The sequence below is a fragment of the Porphyrobacter sp. TH134 genome, from assembly GCF_002855495.1.
GTDB lineage: Bacteria > Pseudomonadota > Alphaproteobacteria > Sphingomonadales > Sphingomonadaceae > Erythrobacter.
The window spans coordinates 93034-111745 of record NZ_PKRO01000002.1 but is presented as its reverse complement, the minus strand read 5'-3'; the positions used below and the strand labels follow the sequence as shown (position 1 = coordinate 111745).

General features: G+C 66.1%; 20 protein-coding genes. 5 read left to right on the top strand and 15 right to left on the bottom strand.

The window, feature by feature from the left end; translation table 11 throughout:
- Window positions 1-3: 3 nt before the first annotated feature.
- A complete protein-coding gene (locus C0V72_RS01635; protein WP_101791468.1) occupies window positions 4-1017 on the top strand; it encodes an NAD-dependent epimerase/dehydratase family protein in 1014 nt (337 codons plus the stop codon).
- Window positions 1018-1023: 6 nt separating this feature from the next.
- Here the strand turns inward: C0V72_RS01635 and C0V72_RS01630 are convergent, their stop codons facing one another.
- Entirely contained in the window at window positions 1024-1590 is a 567-nt protein-coding gene (locus tag C0V72_RS01630; protein WP_101791467.1) for a hypothetical protein, read from the bottom strand.
- A gap of 154 nt (window positions 1591-1744) precedes the next feature.
- Here C0V72_RS01630 and C0V72_RS01625 point away from each other — a divergent pair, with 154 nt between their 5' ends.
- Window positions 1745-3034: a nucleotide sugar dehydrogenase gene (locus C0V72_RS01625; protein WP_101791466.1), complete on the top strand. Its 1290-nt coding sequence runs from the start codon at window positions 1745-1747 to the stop codon at window positions 3032-3034.
- A 131-nt stretch (window positions 3035-3165) separates the two neighbouring features.
- Here C0V72_RS01625 and C0V72_RS01620 read toward each other — a convergent pair whose 3' ends face one another.
- From C0V72_RS01620 to C0V72_RS01585, 8 genes are all read right to left on the bottom strand, one after another.
- Window positions 3166-3687, bottom strand: a complete 522-nt coding sequence (locus C0V72_RS01620) for a demethoxyubiquinone hydroxylase family protein (protein WP_101791465.1) — start codon at window positions 3685-3687, stop codon at window positions 3166-3168.
- On the bottom strand, window positions 3674-4162 hold the full coding sequence (locus C0V72_RS01615; protein WP_101791464.1) for a disulfide bond formation protein B: 489 nt from the start codon (window positions 4160-4162) through the stop codon (window positions 3674-3676). The genes C0V72_RS01620 and C0V72_RS01615 overlap by 14 nt, the downstream gene beginning before the upstream one ends.
- An 11-nt stretch (window positions 4163-4173) precedes the next feature.
- Window positions 4174-5550, bottom strand: a complete 1377-nt coding sequence (locus tag C0V72_RS01610; RefSeq protein WP_101791463.1) for a S41 family peptidase — start codon at window positions 5548-5550, stop codon at window positions 4174-4176.
- 111 nt (window positions 5551-5661) lie between these two features.
- Entirely contained in the window at window positions 5662-6894 is a 1233-nt protein-coding gene (locus C0V72_RS01605; protein ID WP_101791462.1) for a murein hydrolase activator EnvC family protein, read from the bottom strand.
- A 7-nt stretch (window positions 6895-6901) separates the two neighbouring features.
- Window positions 6902-7324 carry a 23S rRNA (pseudouridine(1915)-N(3))-methyltransferase RlmH gene (locus C0V72_RS01600; RefSeq protein WP_101791461.1) on the bottom strand — a complete coding sequence of 141 codons (423 nt, stop codon included), beginning with the start codon at window positions 7322-7324 and terminating at the stop codon, window positions 6902-6904.
- A 224-nt stretch (window positions 7325-7548) separates the two neighbouring features.
- Entirely contained in the window at window positions 7549-7902 is a 354-nt protein-coding gene (gene rsfS / locus C0V72_RS01595) for a ribosome silencing factor (protein ID WP_233999731.1), read from the bottom strand.
- Between the two features lie 174 nt (window positions 7903-8076).
- The gene (locus C0V72_RS01590; protein WP_442792540.1) at window positions 8077-8775 is read right to left on the bottom strand and encodes a nicotinate-nucleotide adenylyltransferase; all 699 of its coding nucleotides are present in this window, start codon (window positions 8773-8775) and stop codon (window positions 8077-8079) included.
- 18 nt (window positions 8776-8793) lie between these two features.
- The gene (locus tag C0V72_RS01585) at window positions 8794-10074 is read right to left on the bottom strand and encodes a glutamate-5-semialdehyde dehydrogenase (RefSeq protein WP_101791459.1); all 1281 of its coding nucleotides are present in this window, start codon (window positions 10072-10074) and stop codon (window positions 8794-8796) included.
- A gap of 311 nt (window positions 10075-10385) precedes the next feature.
- On the opposite strand from C0V72_RS01585, the gene C0V72_RS01580 reads away from it, so the two are divergent.
- Both C0V72_RS01580 and C0V72_RS01575 read left to right on the top strand, forming a co-directional pair.
- Complete coding sequence (locus C0V72_RS01580; protein ID WP_101791549.1) at window positions 10386-11483, top strand: M23 family metallopeptidase; 1098 nt, start codon at window positions 10386-10388, stop codon at window positions 11481-11483.
- A 13-nt stretch (window positions 11484-11496) separates the two neighbouring features.
- Window positions 11497-11862 (top strand): bactofilin family protein, encoded by a 366-nt coding sequence (locus C0V72_RS01575; RefSeq protein WP_101791458.1) that lies wholly within the window; start codon window positions 11497-11499, stop codon window positions 11860-11862.
- A 51-nt stretch (window positions 11863-11913) separates the two neighbouring features.
- On the opposite strand, the gene C0V72_RS01570 is transcribed toward C0V72_RS01575, so the two are convergent.
- From C0V72_RS01570 to C0V72_RS01545, 6 genes are all read right to left on the bottom strand, one after another.
- A complete protein-coding gene (locus tag C0V72_RS01570) occupies window positions 11914-13611 on the bottom strand; it encodes an AMP-binding protein (protein ID WP_101791457.1) in 1698 nt (565 codons plus the stop codon).
- A gap of 122 nt (window positions 13612-13733) precedes the next feature.
- Window positions 13734-14477, bottom strand: a complete 744-nt coding sequence (locus C0V72_RS01565) for a DUF1013 domain-containing protein (protein ID WP_101791456.1) — start codon at window positions 14475-14477, stop codon at window positions 13734-13736.
- Window positions 14478-14614: 137 nt separating this feature from the next.
- Window positions 14615-15688: a glycosyltransferase family 4 protein gene (locus C0V72_RS01560; protein ID WP_172438874.1), complete on the bottom strand. Its 1074-nt coding sequence runs from the start codon at window positions 15686-15688 to the stop codon at window positions 14615-14617.
- A 38-nt stretch (window positions 15689-15726) separates the two neighbouring features.
- Window positions 15727-16641 carry a UDP-2,3-diacylglucosamine diphosphatase gene (locus C0V72_RS01555; RefSeq protein WP_101791455.1) on the bottom strand — a complete coding sequence of 305 codons (915 nt, stop codon included), beginning with the start codon at window positions 16639-16641 and terminating at the stop codon, window positions 15727-15729.
- A gap of 85 nt (window positions 16642-16726) precedes the next feature.
- Window positions 16727-17356 (bottom strand): glutathione S-transferase family protein, encoded by a 630-nt coding sequence (locus C0V72_RS01550; protein ID WP_233999725.1) that lies wholly within the window; start codon window positions 17354-17356, stop codon window positions 16727-16729.
- Window positions 17349-18371, bottom strand: coding sequence for an NAD(P)H-quinone oxidoreductase (locus C0V72_RS01545; protein WP_233999724.1), 1023 nt, complete (start codon window positions 18369-18371; stop codon window positions 17349-17351). The genes C0V72_RS01550 and C0V72_RS01545 overlap by 8 nt, the downstream gene beginning before the upstream one ends.
- A 101-nt stretch (window positions 18372-18472) precedes the next feature.
- On the opposite strand from C0V72_RS01545, the gene C0V72_RS01540 reads away from it, so the two are divergent.
- Complete coding sequence (locus C0V72_RS01540; protein ID WP_101791453.1) at window positions 18473-18691, top strand: DUF1192 domain-containing protein; 219 nt, start codon at window positions 18473-18475, stop codon at window positions 18689-18691.
- The last annotated feature ends 21 nt before the right edge of the window (window positions 18692-18712 follow it).

Below are 18712 nucleotides of genomic sequence, written 5' to 3'. Positions count from 1 at the left end.
CCCATGCGCACCGTACTTGTCACTGGCTCTGCCGGGTTCATCGGCTTCCACCTCTCGCAGCTTTTGCTGGAAGAGGGTTTCCGCGTCGTCGGCTTTGACGGGATGACCGATTACTATGACGTGCGGATCAAGCAGCGGCGGCACCAGATGCTGCTGCAACACCCGCATTTCACCTGCACCGAGGGGATGCTGGAGGATTTCGAGACGCTCCACGCCCTCGCGCTGGCGGAAAAGCCCGATGTGATCGTGCATCTGGCGGCGCAGGCGGGGGTGCGATACTCGCTCGAAAACCCGCGCGCTTACGTGAACGCCAACCTGGTCGGCACCTTCAACGTGATGGAATGCGCCCGCGAACTGGGCGTGGATCATCTGCTGATGGCGTCCACCTCATCAGTCTATGGCGCGAACACCGAAATGCCCTTCGGTGAAGACCAGAAGGTCGACACCCCGCTCACCTTCTACGCCGCGACCAAGAAGGCGAACGAGGCGATGGCGCATTCCTATGCCCATCTGTGGAACCTGCCGACCACGATGTTCCGGTTCTTCACCGTCTACGGCCCGTGGGGGCGGCCCGACATGGCGCTGTTCAAGTTCACCAAGGGCGTGCTCGAAGGCACCCCGATCGACATCTACAATGATGGCGAGATGTACCGCGATTTCACCTATGTCGCCGATCTGGTGCGCGGCATCCGCCTGCTGATCGACGCCGCCCCGGTGCGGCCCGGCAGCCCTGAGGACATCGCGCCGGGCGACAGCCTGTCGCCGGTCGCGCCGTTCCGCGTCGTGAATATCGGCAATGGCGACAAGGTGCGGCTGATGGATTTCGTCGAGGCGATCGAGGGCGAATGCGGGCGCGCGGCGGTGAAAAACTTCATGCCGATGCAGCAGGGCGATGTGCCCGCGACCTGGGCCGATGCCAGCTTGCTCAAAGCGCTCACCGGGTACGCGCCGCAAACCCCGTTCCGCGAAGGGGTCGCGCGGTTTGTGGCGTGGTACCGGGAGTATTACCGGGCTTAAGGTCGCCTATTCGGGCTGGGGCGTCGAGGCTGGGGCCGGCAAAGCACCTTCGCTCGGCAGTTCGCCCGCCCGTTCGCGTTCAAGCCGCTGCATATATTCGCGCTCGATCATCTCGACCCGCTCTTGTTCCGCAGCAGCGTCAGCGTCGATGGTGGAAAGGCGTTCCGCCCGCGCCTTTTCGATCAGCTGGCCAAAGCGGACCCCGTCTTCCTCGGCCTTGTCCTTGTAGGCGGCTTCGATGAACTTCTGGGTGCAGCCCGTAAACCCGCCCGCGCCGGCGGGGGAGCAGCTCATCGCGCCAAAATCGCCGACATACTTGATCTGGTCGACCCGGCTTGCCGGCGATTTGTTCGCGGGATTATCACTGTAACGCAGGTTCGACGGGATGCGATACCGCTCTTCCTCGACCAGAATTTCGCACACCACGACTTCGCCGGGCTGAGCGACGGGGCATTCGGCTTCGCTATAAGCGATCACCATGTTGATCTTTTCATCCGCGCTCTGGGCGGCGGCAGGGCCCGCGGCGGCGCACATGGCGATCACAACGGCGGCGGAGGCGAACAGGTGCTTCATGGCGCGTCATCCTTTGTCGGGGCGCAAGGTCATGCAGCCAGCCATGCCTGCGACCGAGGGCATTTGTCTAGTGCGCAAGGGCTGAACCCGGGCTGAAGCCGGTGTGCTGGGCCGGTTTAGCGAAATGTTGAAACCTTGCCCGCTATGCCGGAGCATGGATCGGAAGATTGCAGTGGTGGGCTTGGGCTATGTCGGCCTGCCGGTCGCCGTGGCGCTGGCTGAACGACTTGCGCCGCAGGGCGTTGCGGTAACCGGTTTCGACATCGCCGCCGGGCGGATCGCCCAATTGCGCGCCGGTCATGATGCGACCTGCGAGATCGACGATGCACGGCTGACGTCATGCGGCCTTGCCGTCTCGGATGATCCGGCGGTGCTGGAAGGCGCGAGCCTGATTATCGTCACGGTGCCCACCCCGATCACCGATGAACGCCGCCCCGACCTCACCCCCTTGCAGCGCGCCTGCGAAACCATCGGCCCGCGCCTTTCCAGGGGCGCGCTGGTGGTGTTCGAATCGACCGTCTTCCCCGGTGTGACCGAGGATATCTGCGGCCCCTGGCTGGCGCAGCATTCCGGCCTTGTGCAGGGGCAGGATTTCGCGCTCGGCTATAGCCCGGAACGCATCAATCCCGGTGACACGGTGCATCGGCTGGAAACGATCACCAAGATCATCGCTGCCGATAGCCCTGCGGCGCTTGCCCGGATGCGCGCCGTCTATGGCGCGGTGGTGGATGCGGGGCTGCACGAAGCGCCTTCGATCAAGGTGGCCGAGGCCGCCAAGGTGATCGAGAACACCCAGCGCGATCTCAACATCGCGCTGATGAACGAAATCGCGCTGATCTTCGACCGCATGGGCCTTGCCACCCGCGACGTGCTGGCGGCGGCGGGAACGAAGTGGAACTTTCTACCCTTCACCCCCGGCCTTGTCGGCGGGCATTGCATCGGGGTCGATCCCTTTTATCTGACGGCCGCAGCGGAAAAGCTTGGCTACCGGCCTGAGGTGATCCTCGCCGGGCGGCGGATCAATGACAGCATGGGGCAGGCGATCGCGCAGAAGGTCGTGAAGCTGCTGATCGCAAACGACGTCTCCCCCCGCGCAGCGCGGGTTGGCGTCATGGGGCTGACCTTCAAGCAGGACGTGCCGGATATCCGCAACTCCAAGGTGCCCGACATCCTCGCCGAACTGCACGCATACGGGATCGCCGCCTTGGTCAGCGACCCGCTCGCCGATCCCGCAGCGGCGGCCCATGAATATGGCATCACGCTGAGCCCGGCAGAGGATATAGTGCAGCTGGATGCGCTGGTGCTGGCGGTGAACCACGCGGAATACATCGCCAACCCCGCTGCCCTGATCGCCCGCGTGCGCAGCGGCGGCGTGCTGGTGGACGTGAAAAGTGCACTTGCCCGCGAAGGGCTGCCCGAAGAGCTGGTTTACTGGAGTTTATAGAGGAGGGTCAGGCCCTTCCCCGTTCGCCCTGAGTTTGGCGAAGGGCAGCATGTCCTTTTTATCGGGACATCAGGAAGGAAGAACGGTGCTTCGACAAGCTCAGCACAAACGGCACTTCTATCTCCCGCGACTTACAACCTTTCGCTCACCCTGATCGCAATCTTGCACCCCAGGCGGATGGCACCCGCCAGCAGGGGATAGGCCGGGGCGCGCTCCGCCCCGTTGGCGAAAGCCGCATCGCGGTGCTCACGCTCGTCTTCGCGGAACGCGGCGATCATTTCGGCAAGCTCGGGGTCCGCCCCGCTTTCCTCAAGCCGGTCGAGCTGCTCGGAATAGTGCTTGTCGATCTCGGTCTCGACCGCCGCCGTGCAGGCCATGGCCGCTTCCGGGCCGAGCAGCGCGGTAAACGCGCCCAGCCCGTACCCCGCGGCTGACCAGATCGGGTGCAGCGCCGTGGGGCGCACGCCGCGCCGCGCCAGCAGCGCATCGAACTTCGCGCGGTGTTCGGCCTCTTGCGCGGCCATGTGGCGGATTTCGGCCGAATGCGGGCCGCGGTCGCCCATCACAGCCAACTGGCCTTCGTAAATACGGGTCGCGCCGAATTCGCCGGCCTGGTCGACCCGGATCATGCGGTGGAGTTCATCGCGCTGCATTGTCAGCTCCTTCAGGCAGATCGTACCTACCATACGCGGCCAGCGCCACAATGGCCGCACCGCCAAGGCCGGAAATCAGGAAGTTGAACCCGGCGAGCGAAATGCCGAACAGCGTCCACGGGGCCACATCGCAGCGGATCAGCGGGGCGGCGGTGAAGTCCAGCACGTCGATCCCCGATGCCGGCGCGGTGCAGGCCGTGACCCCTTCCCACCAGCCATATTCAACCCCGGCATGAAACCCGCCGATCAGCCCCGAGGTCAGGATCGCCAGCCCCGCCAGCGCGGTCCACACCTGCGGCGGCTTCAGCGCATAGGCGGCCAGGCCCAAGCCCAGCGCGGCGAAATGCGGGTAACGCTGCCACCAGCACATCTCGCACGGCGGCAGGCCGAACCCGTATTGCGACACGTAAGCGCCGCCCAGCAAGGCTGCCGGAACCACCACGGCGAGCGCGCGGGCCTTGCCCAGATTGTCCATTGTTCAGACCCTTACGGCTTGGCCGCGCGCGGCGTCACAGCGCGCCCCGCAGGTCTGAGCGCCACGGTGCTTTTGGTGGTGCGGCGCAGGGTTTCGGTCGCGTAATTCAGCTGGAAGTCCTTGATGCCCTGCTCTTCAAGCTGCGCAGCGGTCAGCTGGAAGCGCGGATCGGCGATCTTGTCATCCTCCATCGCCTCGTCTTTGACCGCCAGTTCATTGATGAGATGGCCGCGCAGGTCGCTTTCGCGGGTCTGGTACTTCTGGCGCAGCGCGTAATCGGGATCGGAAATCTGCGGCACGGTGATGTCGGGGCGGATCCCGCCTTCCTGCACCGATTTGCCCGCCGGGGTGAAATAGCGGGCCGTGGTCAGCTTGAGCGCGGCGTCCGGGCCGAGCGGCAGGAGCGACTGCACGCTGCCCTTGCCAAAGCTGCGTTCGCCCATGATCAGCGCGCGGCGGTGATCCTGCAATGCGCCCGCGACGATCTCGGACGCCGAGGCAGAGCCGGCGTTGATCAGCACGATCATCGGCACGCCTTCGGCCATATCGCCGCGATAGACGGTTTCGGCATCATAGAGCATCGTCTCGCCCCGCGCCCGGCCGCGCTGGCTGACGATGCGGCCATCGGTCAGGAACAGGTCGGACAGCGCCACCGATTCGTCGAGGCTGCCGCCCGGATTGTTGCGCAGGTCGAGCACCAGGCCGGCCACCTTGCCGCCGGGGGCCTTCTGCTTGATCTCCTGCCAGGCGGCAAAGACATCCGCGCCGACATTGGCGGAAAATTCGTTCACGCTGATGATGCCGATATTGCCGGCCGCGATTTCGTGGGTCACCGGCTCCAGCTCGATCACGCCGCGCGTCACGCTGACTTCCAGCGGTTCTTCGCGGCCCGGGCGGAAAATCGTCAGCTTGATGGCGGTGCCCTTGGGCCCGCGCATTTGCGCCACGGCGTCATCCAGCTTGGTATCGACGATCAGCTTGCCATCAAGATGCGTGATGAAATCGCCCGCCTTGATCCCGGCCGTTTCCGCCGGGCTGCCCCGAAACGGCGAGATCACCTTGACCGCGCCGTCCTCCATCACCACCGACAGGCCGAGGCCGGAATATTTGCCGTCGATCATCGTCTCCAGCCGCTGCAAATCGCCGCCGTCCAGATAGGCCGAATGCGGATCGAGCGCGGCGAGCATCCCGTCAATCGCGCCGCGGATCAGCACGTCATCCTCGACCGGCTCGACGTAACTCGCCTTCACCCGCTGAAAGACCGCGAACAGCTTGGCAAATTCCGGCCCGGCGCGGCCATCGACCTGCGCCATGGTGGCGGTGGTGGCGGGGATGAGCGCGATGGCGGTGACCAGCGCGGCACTGCGCAGGAGAGCGGCGATTTTCATGAGACGTTCGGTGCTCCTTTGTGGCGCAAATGTATAGGCTTGCCTGCCTTAACGCCAGATAGATGGGCACGAATGCGCCGCAGGGCGGCAAACGCGGTGCGCAGCGGGCAATTATCTGATGAATTGCAGGGGATTGACCGGCTTGCCATCACGCCGCAGTTCAAACGTCAGCACCCCGCCGCGCGCATCGGTCAGCCCGATCGGACTGCCGCCGATCACCGCGTCGCCCACGGCAACGTCCGCCCGTTCCAGCCCGGTCACCAGGCTCGCCCAGCCATCCTTGTGTTCGATGATGATGATTCGCCCGAACCCGCGATAGGCCCCTGCAAAGGCAACCCGCCCGCGGGCCGGCGCCACCACCTGCGCGCCGGCATCTGGCGCCAGCACCAGCCCGTTCGATGCCAGACCGCTTTCGCGCCGGGCGCCGAAGCCGGTGAGCGTGCGCCCCTGCACAGGCAGCTGAAAATCACGCGGCGGCGGCGCGCTGGGGAGCGGCGCGGGCTCTCCGGCAGGCGCGGCGGGGAGCGCGGCGGCCAAATCGGCAGGGCGCAGCACCGGGCCGGGCAGCGCGGCCAGTTCACGCCGCAGCGCGGCCACCTCGCCCAGCTTGTCCACCAGGCCATCAAGATCGCGGGCCTCTTCGGCCAGCGCCAACGCGCGCTCGGCCTCACGCAGCGCCGCCCCGCGCGCCGTGCGCGATGCCAGCCGCTGCTGCTGCTCCAGCGTGGCAAGCTGGCTACGGCGCTCGCGCAGCGCGCCCTCACCCATGCGCAGCTGGCTGAGCGCCCGCGCCGCCTGCGCCTCCAGCGCACGCCCGCGATCAAGCTCGCTTTTCAGGCTGGCGGTGCGCGCGCGGATTTGCGGCACGGTGCTATCCAGCACCGCCCGGACATGGACCACATCCTTGAGCGAGCCGGGTTGCAGCGCCGATAGCGCCAGCGGACGGCGGGCGGCCGTCTGGAGCGCGGCGGCGAGGCGTGCGGTCGGCTCCTGCTTGGCGGCAAGGCGGGCTGATACGGCCGCCCGCCGGGTCTGGGCGATGGTCAGGCGGGCCCGGGCAATGGTGATATCGGCCTCGGCCTGCTGGATGCGGGCCGCCAGCGCCGCGGCCTCGCTGGCGGTGCGGCTCGCAGCCTCGGTGGCGGCCTGGGCATCGGCGGTCAGGCGGACAGCGCGGCCCTCGGCCAGGCGGCTGTCACGCAGCGCGCGGGCCAGCGCAGCTTCGGCTTCGTCGGGGGCCAGCAAGGCTGCGACAGGCGCGGCCTCGCTGGCGGGCAAGGCCAGCCCCAGGGCCGCAGCCAGCCCGATGACGGTGCACAAGGATAAGGCGATGGGCCGGCGCATCGCACGCTCATGCCCGATGATAGGGATGCCCGGCAAGGATTGTCGTGGCGCGGTAGAGCTGCTCCATCAGCATCGCGCGCGCCAGCATGTGCGGCCAGGTTGCCGGGCCAAAGGCGAGGAGCAGGTCGGCAGCAGCGCGCTCGGCATCGGAATGCCCGTCGGCCGCGCCCAGCATGAACCGCGTCTCGCGCACGCCTTCGTCGCGCCAGCGCTCCAGAAGGTTGGCAAGGGCCTCAGACGGCATCGCCTTGCCGCGTTCATCCAGCAGCACGGTGCGGCACGGCGTCAGCGCGTCGGCGGCCTTGCCTGCACCGGTATCGGGCCATTCGGTGAGCTTGACCGGCCACGTCATGCGCTTGGCATAGCGCTCCACCAGCTCACCCTCAGGCGACCGCCCAATCTTCCCGCGCGCGATAATGTGGAGAAGCACAACGACGTCCTTTGCTCTCGCGGCAAAAGGCTACGCCTTCGCCTGCCGAGGGGGCGGCCTAACGGCCGGCGGGCGTTCGCCCTTGCGACCCCAAAAGGGGGCCGATCATCGCTCAAATCGGCCCGCGCAGCGGGCCGCAAGGCCGACCGGCCGCCCGCAGCGATGCGGCCTTCAGGCCGCGTGAGCGAGGATTTCGCAGCCCGGAGGGGCTGCGGAAAACAAAATCAATTTCTACCCAGCATCGACGTTTCCGACCCGTCGAAACTCCACATGCGTTCAAGGTTGTAGAAGGTGCGCACTTCGGGGCGGAACAGGTGGATGACCACATCGCCCGCATCGATCAGCACCCAGTCCGCCGCCGGCAGGCCTTCGACCCGCGCGTGGCCGAAGCCGGCCTTCTTGATTTCTTCCGCCAGCTTCTGCGCCATCGAGGCGACCTGCCGGGTCGAACGGCCGCTGGCGATCACCATATGATCGGCGATCGAGCTTTTGCCTTCGAGCGGGATCGAGACGATGTCCTGCGCCTGATCATCGTCAAGCTGGGCCATCACCAATTGGTGCAGGGCGTCGGTGCCCATCTCAGGCTTGCCCAGCGATTGGGCGGTGGTGGCAGCAGCCTGCACCGCGCCAAGCGGGAGGGATGCGGCAAGAGCTTCGGTCATCGGCAATCGGGTATCTCCAGAGTTTGAGGCCAAGTCGGCGGACATCGTCCAAACGGGCAAGGTACCGGCCCGAAACGCCGCATTGGCGCCTCATGGCTTGTCCTCTTGCCTGAGTGTGCGGAATGTCAGCCGGTCACGCACCCTTGCCCCTCGATCCTGACTGTCCGATCCCTGACCGGGCCCAGTGTGACCCAGCAAAGCTTCGGCCCACCCGGCATTGGCACGGCGAAGGGCCGTGGCCGAGCGGTGATCCGGATCGAAACGCAATAACACCAGGGCCGGTGCGCTCCATTGCCCCTGCTTCCGAATGCTGGCGGCGGGCACACGATAGCGCCTGAACCAGGCCATGGCGGGGCTCGTCATGGCGTTGGCATCATAGCCCGGACGGGCAATAACCGCAATCGGCATTGTCCGGGCGATCCGGCGCCAGTCCTTCCAGCGGTGCAACTGGGCGAGATTATCGCTCCCCATCAGCCAGACGAACCGGCGTTTGGGATAGCGCCGGACCAGCTTCGCCAGTGTGTCGGCGGTGTAGCGGGTACCGAGTCGCTGCTCGATCGCGGTCGGCACAATCGGCGCACGCCGGGCCTGCTGGCGGGCCGAAAGCAGGCGTGCGGCCAGCGGCGCCATACCCGCCTGCGACTTCAACGGATTGCCGGGGGAAACCAGCCACCACGTCTCGTCCAGCCCCAGCGCGGCGGCGGCGAACAGCGTGATCCGCCGGTGCCCGCCATGCGCGGGGTTGAAGCTGCCCCCCAGCAGCCCGGTCAGGATGGGAGGTGAGCGCAAGGGATCAGGCCCTGATCGTCACGGGCGCGTTTGCCCGCTCCCGCGCACCTGCCATTTGTAGGTCGTCAGCCCCTCCAGCGCGACCGGGCCGCGCGCGTGCAGGCGGCCCGTGGCAATGCCGATCTCCGCGCCCAGCCCGAACTCGCCCCCGTCGGCAAATTGCGAGGAAGCATTGTGCATCACGATCGCGCTGTCGACCTCGCCAAGGAAGCGTTCGGCGGCCGCCGCGTCTGCCGTGACGATCACATCGGTGTGCGCCGAGGAATGGCGCGCGATATGGGCGAGCGCATCATCCAGCCCGTCGACCACCGCGACCGACAGGATCGCATCGAGATATTCGGTGTCCCAATCATTGGCGCTGGCGGGGATCACGCGGCGGTCAAGCGCCTGCGCCCGGCCATCGCCGCGCACCTCGCAGCCCGCATCGATCAGCGCGGTGACAAGTGATGCCGCCTGCGGGAAGGCCGAATCGATCAGCAAGGTCTCCATCGCCCCGCAAATGCCGGTGCGGCGCAGCTTGGCGTTCACTGCGATGGTGCGCGCCATGTCCGGATCAGCGGCGGCATGGATGTAGGTGTGGCAAATGCCGTCGAGATGCGCGAGCACCGGCACCCGCGCATCGGCCTGCACGCGGGCGACGAGGCTTTTGCCCCCGCGCGGCACGATCATGTCGATAAGGCCGCTCGCGGTCAGCATTGCGCCCACACAGGCCCGGTCTTGCGAGGGGATAAGCTGCACCGCCTCTGCCGGAACGCCGCCCTGCGCCAGCCCCTCCACCAGCGCGGCGTGGATCGCGCGGTTGGAATGCACCGCCTCGCTCCCGCCGCGCAGCAGCGCCGCATTGCCCGCCCGCACACACAGCGCAGCGGCATCGGCGGTGACGTTGGGGCGGCTTTCGTAGATGATCCCGATGACCCCGATGGGCACACGGATCCGCTGAAACTTCAGACCGTTGGGCCGCTGGGACTGGTCGATGATCTGTCCGACCGGATCGGGCAGATCGGCCACCGCCGCCACCGCAGCAGCAATCCCTGCAATTCGCACCGCGTCCAGCGCCAGCCGGTCGAGCATCGCGCCTGACAGGCCGTTGGCCTTGCCCGCCGCCAGATCGCGGGCGTTGGCTTCCAGCACCGCCGGGGTTGCCGCCAGCAGCGCCTCGGCCGCCAGATGCAGCGCGGCGGCGCGCGCGGCGCTCGGCATTGCGGCAAGCTGACGCTGGGCAAGGCGCGCATCGCCGGCCAGGGCAGTGACCAGAGCGACCGGATCGGCGGCGAGCGGTTGGGGCGATGGCTGATTCATGGGCAAGCCCTTAGCAGCACCGGGCGCGCGTGTCAGGCCCGCTGCCACAAGAACGAATCGGGACTCTTGCAGCCGTTCCCGCACGGGCCGTGACAGGCTGTGCGCCCCTGCGCTTGGCCGCGATCACTTCACCGCGAATCCGCATCGCTTCGCCCGCGGCTGCCAATTGCGGATTCGACCGGCGCAGCCCGCCCTGATAGCGGCGCAATCCGAGTATAAAAAAATAGTCGGGGCCGCACGTGTCAGAGAAGAGTACCGCACAAGCGTGGGGCGAACGGCTGCGGCAATGGTTCCCCGACCGCGAATTTTTCATGCGCGCTGATGGTCAGGTGCGCTTCATCAAGCTCTCATCAAAACTTCAGATCCGTGTTGTTGCCGGCGTTGCAGGCATGGCGCTGTTGTGGCTGATCGCGCTGGCTGTGATGGCCTGGGGCCAGTACCGGGCCGAAGCCGATCTGGCCGCCTTCGCCGAGGAAAAGGCCCGCGTTGCCACGGCAAGCGAGCGGATCAAGGATTACGGCGGCAATCTCGACAAGGTGGTTGACGATCTTCAGAAGCGTCAGGATTTCCTCGATGAAATGGCGCGGATGCTGCCCGAAGACATGGTTGCAGAAGGCGCGGCCAGCGGCACTGTGACCGATTCGTCCGCCGAAGCGGCCAAGACAGTCGGCAAGGTCAGCGCCCTGATCCCGCAGGCCAAGGGTCTTGCCGAAATCGAAGCCCGCCAGCTCGCCTTTGCCGAACGCCTGACCCGCTTCGCCGACGCCCGCGCGCGCCGGGCGGAAAGCGCGATGCGCAAGCTCAATCTCGATCCCAAATTCCTGAGCCGTGAAACCCGGCAGGCGATGGGCGGCCCGTTCGAAGCCATCACCGGCGGCGATGATTTTGACCCCCGGTTTGAACGCCTCGGTCTGAGCCTTGCCCGCATGGCGGTGCTGGAACGCGCGCTCGACGGCATCCCGCAGGTGGTGCCGGCATCGGTTGAAAACATCACCTCGGGCTTTGGCTATCGCCGCGACCCCTTCAATGGCCACGGCGCCATGCATGCCGGGATTGATTTCAAGGGCGCGGTCGGGTCGCCGATTTTCGCCGCTGCCGATGGCCGCGTCACCTTTGCCGGATGGAAGGCAGGCTACGGGCAGGCGATCGAGATCACGCATGGTAACGGGATGTTGACCCGCTACGCCCACTTGTCGCGGATCGGTGTAACGGTCGGCCAGCCGGTCGAAGCCGGGGCCACCATCGGCGGGCTCGGCAGCACCGGGCGCTCGACGGGACCGCACCTGCATTTCGAAGTCCGCATCAATGACCGCGCGGTCAATCCGCGCCCGTTTCTGGAGGCCGCCCCCGATGTTCTCAAGGAAGTCCGCCGAAGCAGTGCCGGTCGTCCCGCAAGCAAGACCCGCTAACAGGAGCAGCAGCATGGCATCGGGTTCGACCTTTTCCGTCATCGGCGCTGATGTGACCATCACCGGCAACATCAATGCCTCAGCCGACCTGCATATCGACGGCACCATCGAAGGCGACATTACCTGCGCCGCGCTGGTGCAGGGGGAAAAGAGCGCGATCCACGGCGCGGTCACGGCGGAAAGCGCGCGGCTGGCGGGCAAGGTGTCGGGATCGATCACTGCGCGCGAGCTGGTGATCCTCAAGACCGCGCATATTGATGGCGATGTGCATTATGATGCGCTGACCATCGAACAGGGCGCGCAGGTCGATGGCCGCTTTGCCCCCAACGCGCGCACCACGGTGAAGGCTGTGCCAAGCAGCGTTGAGGCGGCGGAGTAGCCAGTTTTCGCCCAATGTTTCACGTGAAACATTGGGCGGACTTCAGAAGGATCAGAGCACCTCGGCCCGCAGCGTCTTGCGGTCCAGTTTGCCGATCATCGTCTTGGGCAGGCTTTCGCGCACCACCACCATATCGACCCGCTCGTGCTTGCCGATGCGCGCGTTGAGCCAGCCGGCAAGCTCTTCGCCCGTGGAAGTTGCCCCTTCGTTGAGCGTGACATAGGCGCGCGGCACCTCGCCGCGGTATTCCTCGGGCACGCCGATCACCAGTGCTTCCTTGACCGCCGGGTGTTCCAGGATCACGTCCTCGACCACGCTGGGGAAGACCTTGAACCCGCCGACCGCGATCATGTCCTTGATCCGGTCGACGATTTCGAGAAACCCGTCCGCGTCCACCCGCGCGACATCGCCGGTGCGCAGGTAACGCTTGCCATCGCGCTCCACAAAGCAGCCGGCATCGGCTTCCGGGTGGTTCCAATAGCCGCGCATCACCTGCGGGCCATGCACCGCCAGCTCGCCCGGCTCGCCTTCGGGGGCGAGGTTTTCGGGGTTCTCCTTGTCGAGCAGGATGATTTCCGTCCCCGGCACCAGCTGGCCGATGGTGCCGCGCTTGCGGGTGCCATCATAGGGATTGGCCGAGACAACGCCTGCGCTTTCGGTGAGACCATAGCCTTCGACCAGCCGCACGCCGGTCGCTTCTTCAAACCGCACATGGACAGGGCCGGGCATCGGCGCGCCGCCGGAGATGCAGACTTTCAGGCTGGAAAGATCGGTCTTCGCCAGATCGGGGTGATCGAGCATCGCCTGAAACATCGTCGGCACGCCGGGAAAGCCGGTGCAGCGGTATTTCTGGATCGTGGCGAGCACTTGCGCGGTCTCAAACCGCGGCACCATCGCGATGGACGCGCCGGTGACGCAGGCATGGTTGAGCAGCGCGGTGTTGGCGAACACGTGGAAGAACGGCAACGCCCCCATGAAGACTTCGCTGCTGGCGTTGCCGAAGGGGTTGAGCGCGGCGACCTGCTGCGCGTTCACGGACAGCTGGTCATGCCCCAGCATCGCGCCCTTGGGCCGCCCGGTGGTGCCGCCGGTATATTGCAGCAACGCGAGGTCGGAGGGGGTGACTTCAGGGAGCGGATAAGCGCGGCCCTCCAACCATTCGGTCCATGCCCAGTCTGCGAGCATATCGTTCCACCGCCGAATTGCCGAGCCTTCGCCGCCATAGGCGACATCGGCGATCTGGCTGCGCTTGAGCAGCTTCAGCGCCACGCCCTTGACCCACGGCAGCTGGTCGGCAAGGCTTCCCACCACCAGCGTTTCCAGCGCCGATCCGTCCAGCACCTTCTTCGCGGTCTTGTAGAGTTCGGGCACATCCACCGTCACCAGCACCCGCGTGCCGCTGTCGCCGACCTGCCAGCTCAATTCCTCGACCGAATAGAGCGGCGAGAAGTTCACCACCACCGCGCCCGCCATCATCGCACCGTAATAGGCGGCGGCGTAGATCGGCACGTTGGGCAGGAACAGGCCAACGCGGTCGCCCTTGACGATGCCCAGTTCGGTGAGGCCAAGCGCAAAGGCCTGCGCCTGCGCAAAGATCTGCTGGTAGCTGTAGGTGCGCCCCAGAAAATGCAGGAACGGCGCATCCGGCGCGGCGCGCACGCTGCGTTCCAGCATGGCCGGCAGGCTCATCGGCGCAAACCGGGTATCGAGCGGTGTGGGGTGGTGATAGGCGGCGTTACTGACAGTCATGTCAATAATACTGGCGGACAATCATCCGGCGCACAAGCGAAACCCGCAGGCGCTGCGCGGCTTTTTCGCAAGCGGCGCGAAGGGGTTGCCGGAGCGGTTGAGGCCCGCCCCGGCACCATCAATCAGTTGGAGATGAACCCGCTTTCCGGGTCGATCTTCTGTTCGGCCGCTTCGGCAGCGCGGCGCGCGGCGAGCCAGGCTTCGGCCTCGGCTTCCTGCGCGGCGGCACCGGCCGCCTTGACGTTGGCGTCGCGTTCGGCGCGCAGTTCCGCGATCAGGTTCTCGCGGTCGTTGCGATCCGATTTGACCGGCGCATCGGCATCTTCGGTGATCCCGGCGCGCTTGGCGGCCTTGGCAACCATCGCGTCGAGTTCACGCTGCGAACACAGGCCCAGCGTCACCGGGTCCTTGGCGGTGATGTTCTGGATATTCCAGTGGCTGCGATCGCGGATCGCGCCGATGGTGTTGCGGGTGGTGCCGATCAGCTTGCCGATCTGCGCGTCCGAAACCTCGGGATAGTTGCGCAGGATCCAGGCGATGCCATCGGGCTTGTCCTGCCGCTTGGACACCGGGGTGTAACGCGGACCCTTGGTGCGGGTCACTTCGACCGGGGCCTTCTGCATCCGCAGCGAATAGGACGGGTCAGCCTGACCCTTTTCGATCTCGGCCTGGGTCAGTTCGCCCGAATGCACCGGATCGCGCCCGGTGTATTTGCTGCCCGCAAGATCATCGGCCATCGCCTGCACTTCGAGGATGTGGAGGCCGCAAAACTCGGCAATCTGTTCGAATGCCAATGCGGTGTTGTCCACCAGCCAGGTTGCGGTGGCATGCGGCATCAGCGGCTTGGGCTGATCCTTGGTCGCCATGGGGAAATCTCCGTTAAAAATAGAAGGGCCGCCCCTTTCGGAGCGGCCGCCTTGGAGCCTTAGATAGGCGAAAGGCTGCGAAACGGCAAGAAATGGATTCGCGGGCAGGCGGTATCGCGCGCCAGCGCTGTCTTCCGTCAGAACGCGGAGATGGCGGCGAGCGATTCGGCCTGATCTTCTGCCAGCGGCACAAGCCCGGTCAGAAACTGCCGTGTCGCAGCCTCCCAGCTGAAGCTCGCCCCGTAGGCAGCGCAAGCGGCGCGGTCGCAATAGCGGGCGGCATCGATCGCGCGGGTCAGATCCTCGGACAGGGCGCCGACGGCATCGGTGACGATGTCGAGCGGTCCCGCCACCGGGAAGGCGGCCACCGGGGTGCCGCAGGCCAGCGCTTCAATCATGACCAGCCCAAAGGTGTCGGTGCGGCTGGGGAACACGAACACATCCGCGCCCGCATAGCAGCCCGCCAGGGCCGCGCCCGATTTCTTGCCGAGGAACAGCGCATCGGGAAACTTCGCCTGCAAGCCTGCGCGGGCCGGGCCGTCGCCGACCACGACCTTGGTGCCGGGGTAGGGGCAGGCGAGGAAGGCTTCGATATTCTTCTCCACCGCGACCCGGCCGACATACAGCAGGATCGGCCCTTGCGCCTGCGCATATTCCGGCGGCGGCGGGGCGCTGGGCGAAAAACAGGCCAGATCGACCCCGCGGCTCCAGTGGGTAAGCTGGGTCAGGCCCTGTTCGCGCAATTGCGTGCGGATCGTCGCAGTGGCCACCATGATTGCCTCGGCCGGGCGGTGGAACCAGCGGATAAAGGGCCAGAACACCCGCGCGGGAAGGCCGGTGCGGCGGGCCAGATAATCGGGAAACTGCGTGTGATAGGCGGTGGTGAACGGCACCTTGCGGCGCAGGCAATAGGCGCGGGCTGCCAGACCCAGCGGGCCTTCCGTGGCGATATGCACCGCATCGGGCGCGATCCGCGCCAATTGCCGCCCGACAGCGCCCGGCAATGTCAGCGCCAGGCGGATCTCGGGATAGGTCGGTGCCGGGAGCGAAGGATAGCCTTCGGGCGAGATCACCGTGACCTGATGCCCCCAGCCGCGCAGCACCGCGCAGGTGGTCGACAGCGTGCGCACCACCCCGTTGGTTTGCGGGTGCCAGGCATCGGTGATGATGGCAATCGACGCAGGAACAGGCCCCGATCCGGCAGATGCCACCGGCTGGGCATGGTCAGGACAGATGGTGGTCAGCCGGTTCACGCCGCCTCACGTTCGGAACCGTTCGGGGCAGGCGCATCCGCCGCCGGCACGGCGTCTTGCAGGCGGCGTTTCATTTCTTCGGGCCAGTGCAGGATTTCCATCCGCCCGTCGTGATGTTCGACCAGCGCATTGCAGCCTTCGACCCAATCGCCATCGTTCCAGTATTCGATCCGCTTGCCATTGTGCTGGAAGGCGCGGAATTCGGCGGTGTGGATATGGCCGCAGACGACCCCGTCCACCCCGCGCTCCCCTGCCGCGCGCGCCACGGCCTCTTCATATTTGCCGATGAATTCAACCGCGTTCTTGACCTTGTGCTTGGCCGCCTTGCTAAGCGACCAATAGGGCTTGCCCAGCCAGCGGCGGACGGCATTCACCGTCACATTCAGCTTCATCATCAGGTGGTAGGCATGGTCGCCCACGAAGGCGAGCCAACGGTGCGACAGCATGACGGCATCGAATTCGTCCCCGTGGAGCACCATCAACCGGCGCCCATCGGCGGTGTCGTGAAAGGCGGCGCGGCGGATTTCGATCCCGCCGAAATTGAGGCCGGTGAACTGGCGGAACATCTCGTCGTGGTTACCGGGGATATAGACCACTCGCGTGCCCCGCCGGGCGCGCTTCATAATGCGCCAGACGATGTCGTTGTGCGCGGCGGGCCAGTAGAACTTCTTCTTCAGGCGCCAGCCATCAATGATGTCCCCGACCAGATAGATCGTCTCGCTGTCGGTATGGTCGAGGAAGTCGATCAGCAGGTCCGCATTGCAGCCCTTGGTGCCGAGGTGGACATCGCTGATCCAGATCGTGCGATAGGAGCGGCGTTCGGCGCTCTCTGGCTCCGGCACCCGCGGGGGGTTGAGCGGAAAGCTGGCAATGTTGTCGTTGATCAGGTCGGCAAGGTCGGCGCTGGTCATGGGCAATCCCGCAAGTCGTGGTTCGCGTACAACCCATTGGCAGGGAATTGTTACAGGCAACCCGCAGACTGGTGACGGTTTCGCGTCACGGCATCGGGATGAACCCGGGCAGCGCCTGCACCCGCGCAATCCAGGCGAGGATGTGCGGGTAATCGCCAAGGCCGAAGCCGCCTTCTTCCGCGACGTGGGTGTAAGGGAACAGCGCGATATCGGCGAGCGTCACAGCCTCGCCGCTGAAGAACGCGGTGGCGGCCAGATGGCGGTTCATCAGATCGAGCGCCGCGCAGCCCGCCACGCGCTTGGCCATCATCTGCCCCCGCTGTTCGGCAGATAGGTTCGCCTCACCCACGAACCGCAGCCAGAACCTGAGCGTCGCGATATTGGGTTCGTGGCTGTATTGTTCGAAGAACATCCAGCGCAGCATGTCGGCCTGGGCAAACCGGTCTTGCGGGATCAGCACAGAACCATGGGCGAGATACCAGCAGGCGGCATTGCTTTCGGGCAGGAAGCGCGCCGCACTCCCCTCGCCGATCTGGAGCACCGGGATGCGGCCATTGGGATTGACGCGCGCAAGGAACTCGGGCGTCCGCGTCTCGCCCCGCATGATGTCATAGGCGCGGGTCGCCAGCGGCAGACCGAGCAGCGCAGCGGTGAGCCTGATCTTGTAGCAATTCCCGCTGCGGGGGTCTTCGTGGAGGGTGAAGGCCTCAACCACCGGCCACTTCCAGCACGATCTTGCCGATATGCTCGCCCTTTTCCATCCGCGCATGGGCGGCGGCGGCTTCGGCGAGGGGGAAGGTCATGTCCATCACCGGGGACAACTCCCCATCGGCGAACAGCGGCCAGGCATTGTCGGCGATCTCGTCCGCCAGCGCGGATTTGAAGCTGTCGGTGCGCGGGCGCAGGGTTGATCCGGTCAGGGTCAGGCGGCGCATCATCACCAGCGCCATATTGATGTCGGCCTTGGCCCCGCCCAGCACCGCGATGGTGACATGGCGGCCATCTTCGGCCAGACATTTGAGATTGCGCGCGACATACTCGCCCGACACCATGTCGAGCACGATGTTCACGCCCTTGCCTTGGGTGTGGTCCAAGACCGCCTCTGCATAGTCGGTCTCGCGGTAATTGATCGCAAGGTCGGCGCCGATGCGGGTGGCGGCGGCGCATTTGGCGGTGTCGCCGCAAGTCACGATCACGTGCAGCCCGAAGGCCTTGCCCAGCATGATCGCCATGGTGCCGATGCCGCTGGTGCCGCCGTGGATCAGCACGGTCTCCCCGTCGCGGGCCAATCCGCGCTCGAACAGGTTGTGCCAGACGGTGAACAGGGTTTCGGGCAGAGCCGCGGCTTCGGACAGCATCATGCCTTCGGGCACCGGCAGGCAGTGCTGCCAATGGGCGGCGCAATATTCGGCGTAGCCTCCGCCCGGCGTGAGGGCTGCGACATACTGCCCGATCATCTCGCGCGGGACTTCGGTGCCGACCGCCACGATCTCGCCCGAGACTTCAAGCCCCAGCAGCGGCGAGGCACCCGGCGGCGGGGGGTAGGCACCGGCCCGTTGCAGGCAATCGGGGCGATTGACCCCGGCATAGGCGACGCGGATCAGCACATCATCTGGCCGCAAACGCGGGACGGGGCTGGCCTGTATCCGCAACACGTCAGGGCCACCCGGGGCATCGAAGCCAATCGATTGCATGGTCTCAGGCACACCTGCCCCGTTGCTTGCGACCATTATCAATGCCCCCCGATTAGCCCGTCATTAACGCTGTTGCATGCGCGAATAACCGTCTCGCCGATTGACAGCAAGCCGCTTCCCCCTGATGCTGCATCGCAATGGATGAACCCGATCGCCCACGGCCCAGCGGAGACGCGGCGAGTCGCCTCGCAGGCGAAGACCTCGGCCCCTACTCGCAGGCCGAGCTGGATGATCGGATCGCGCTGCTGAACGCGGAGATCGCACGGGTGAAAGCCCACCGCGACAAGGCCGCGGCCCACCGCGCTGCTGCTGATGCGCTGTTCGGCCAAAGTGCTGCCGGAAAGGGGGGCGGATGAACCTTTCAGGCATCTCGCGCG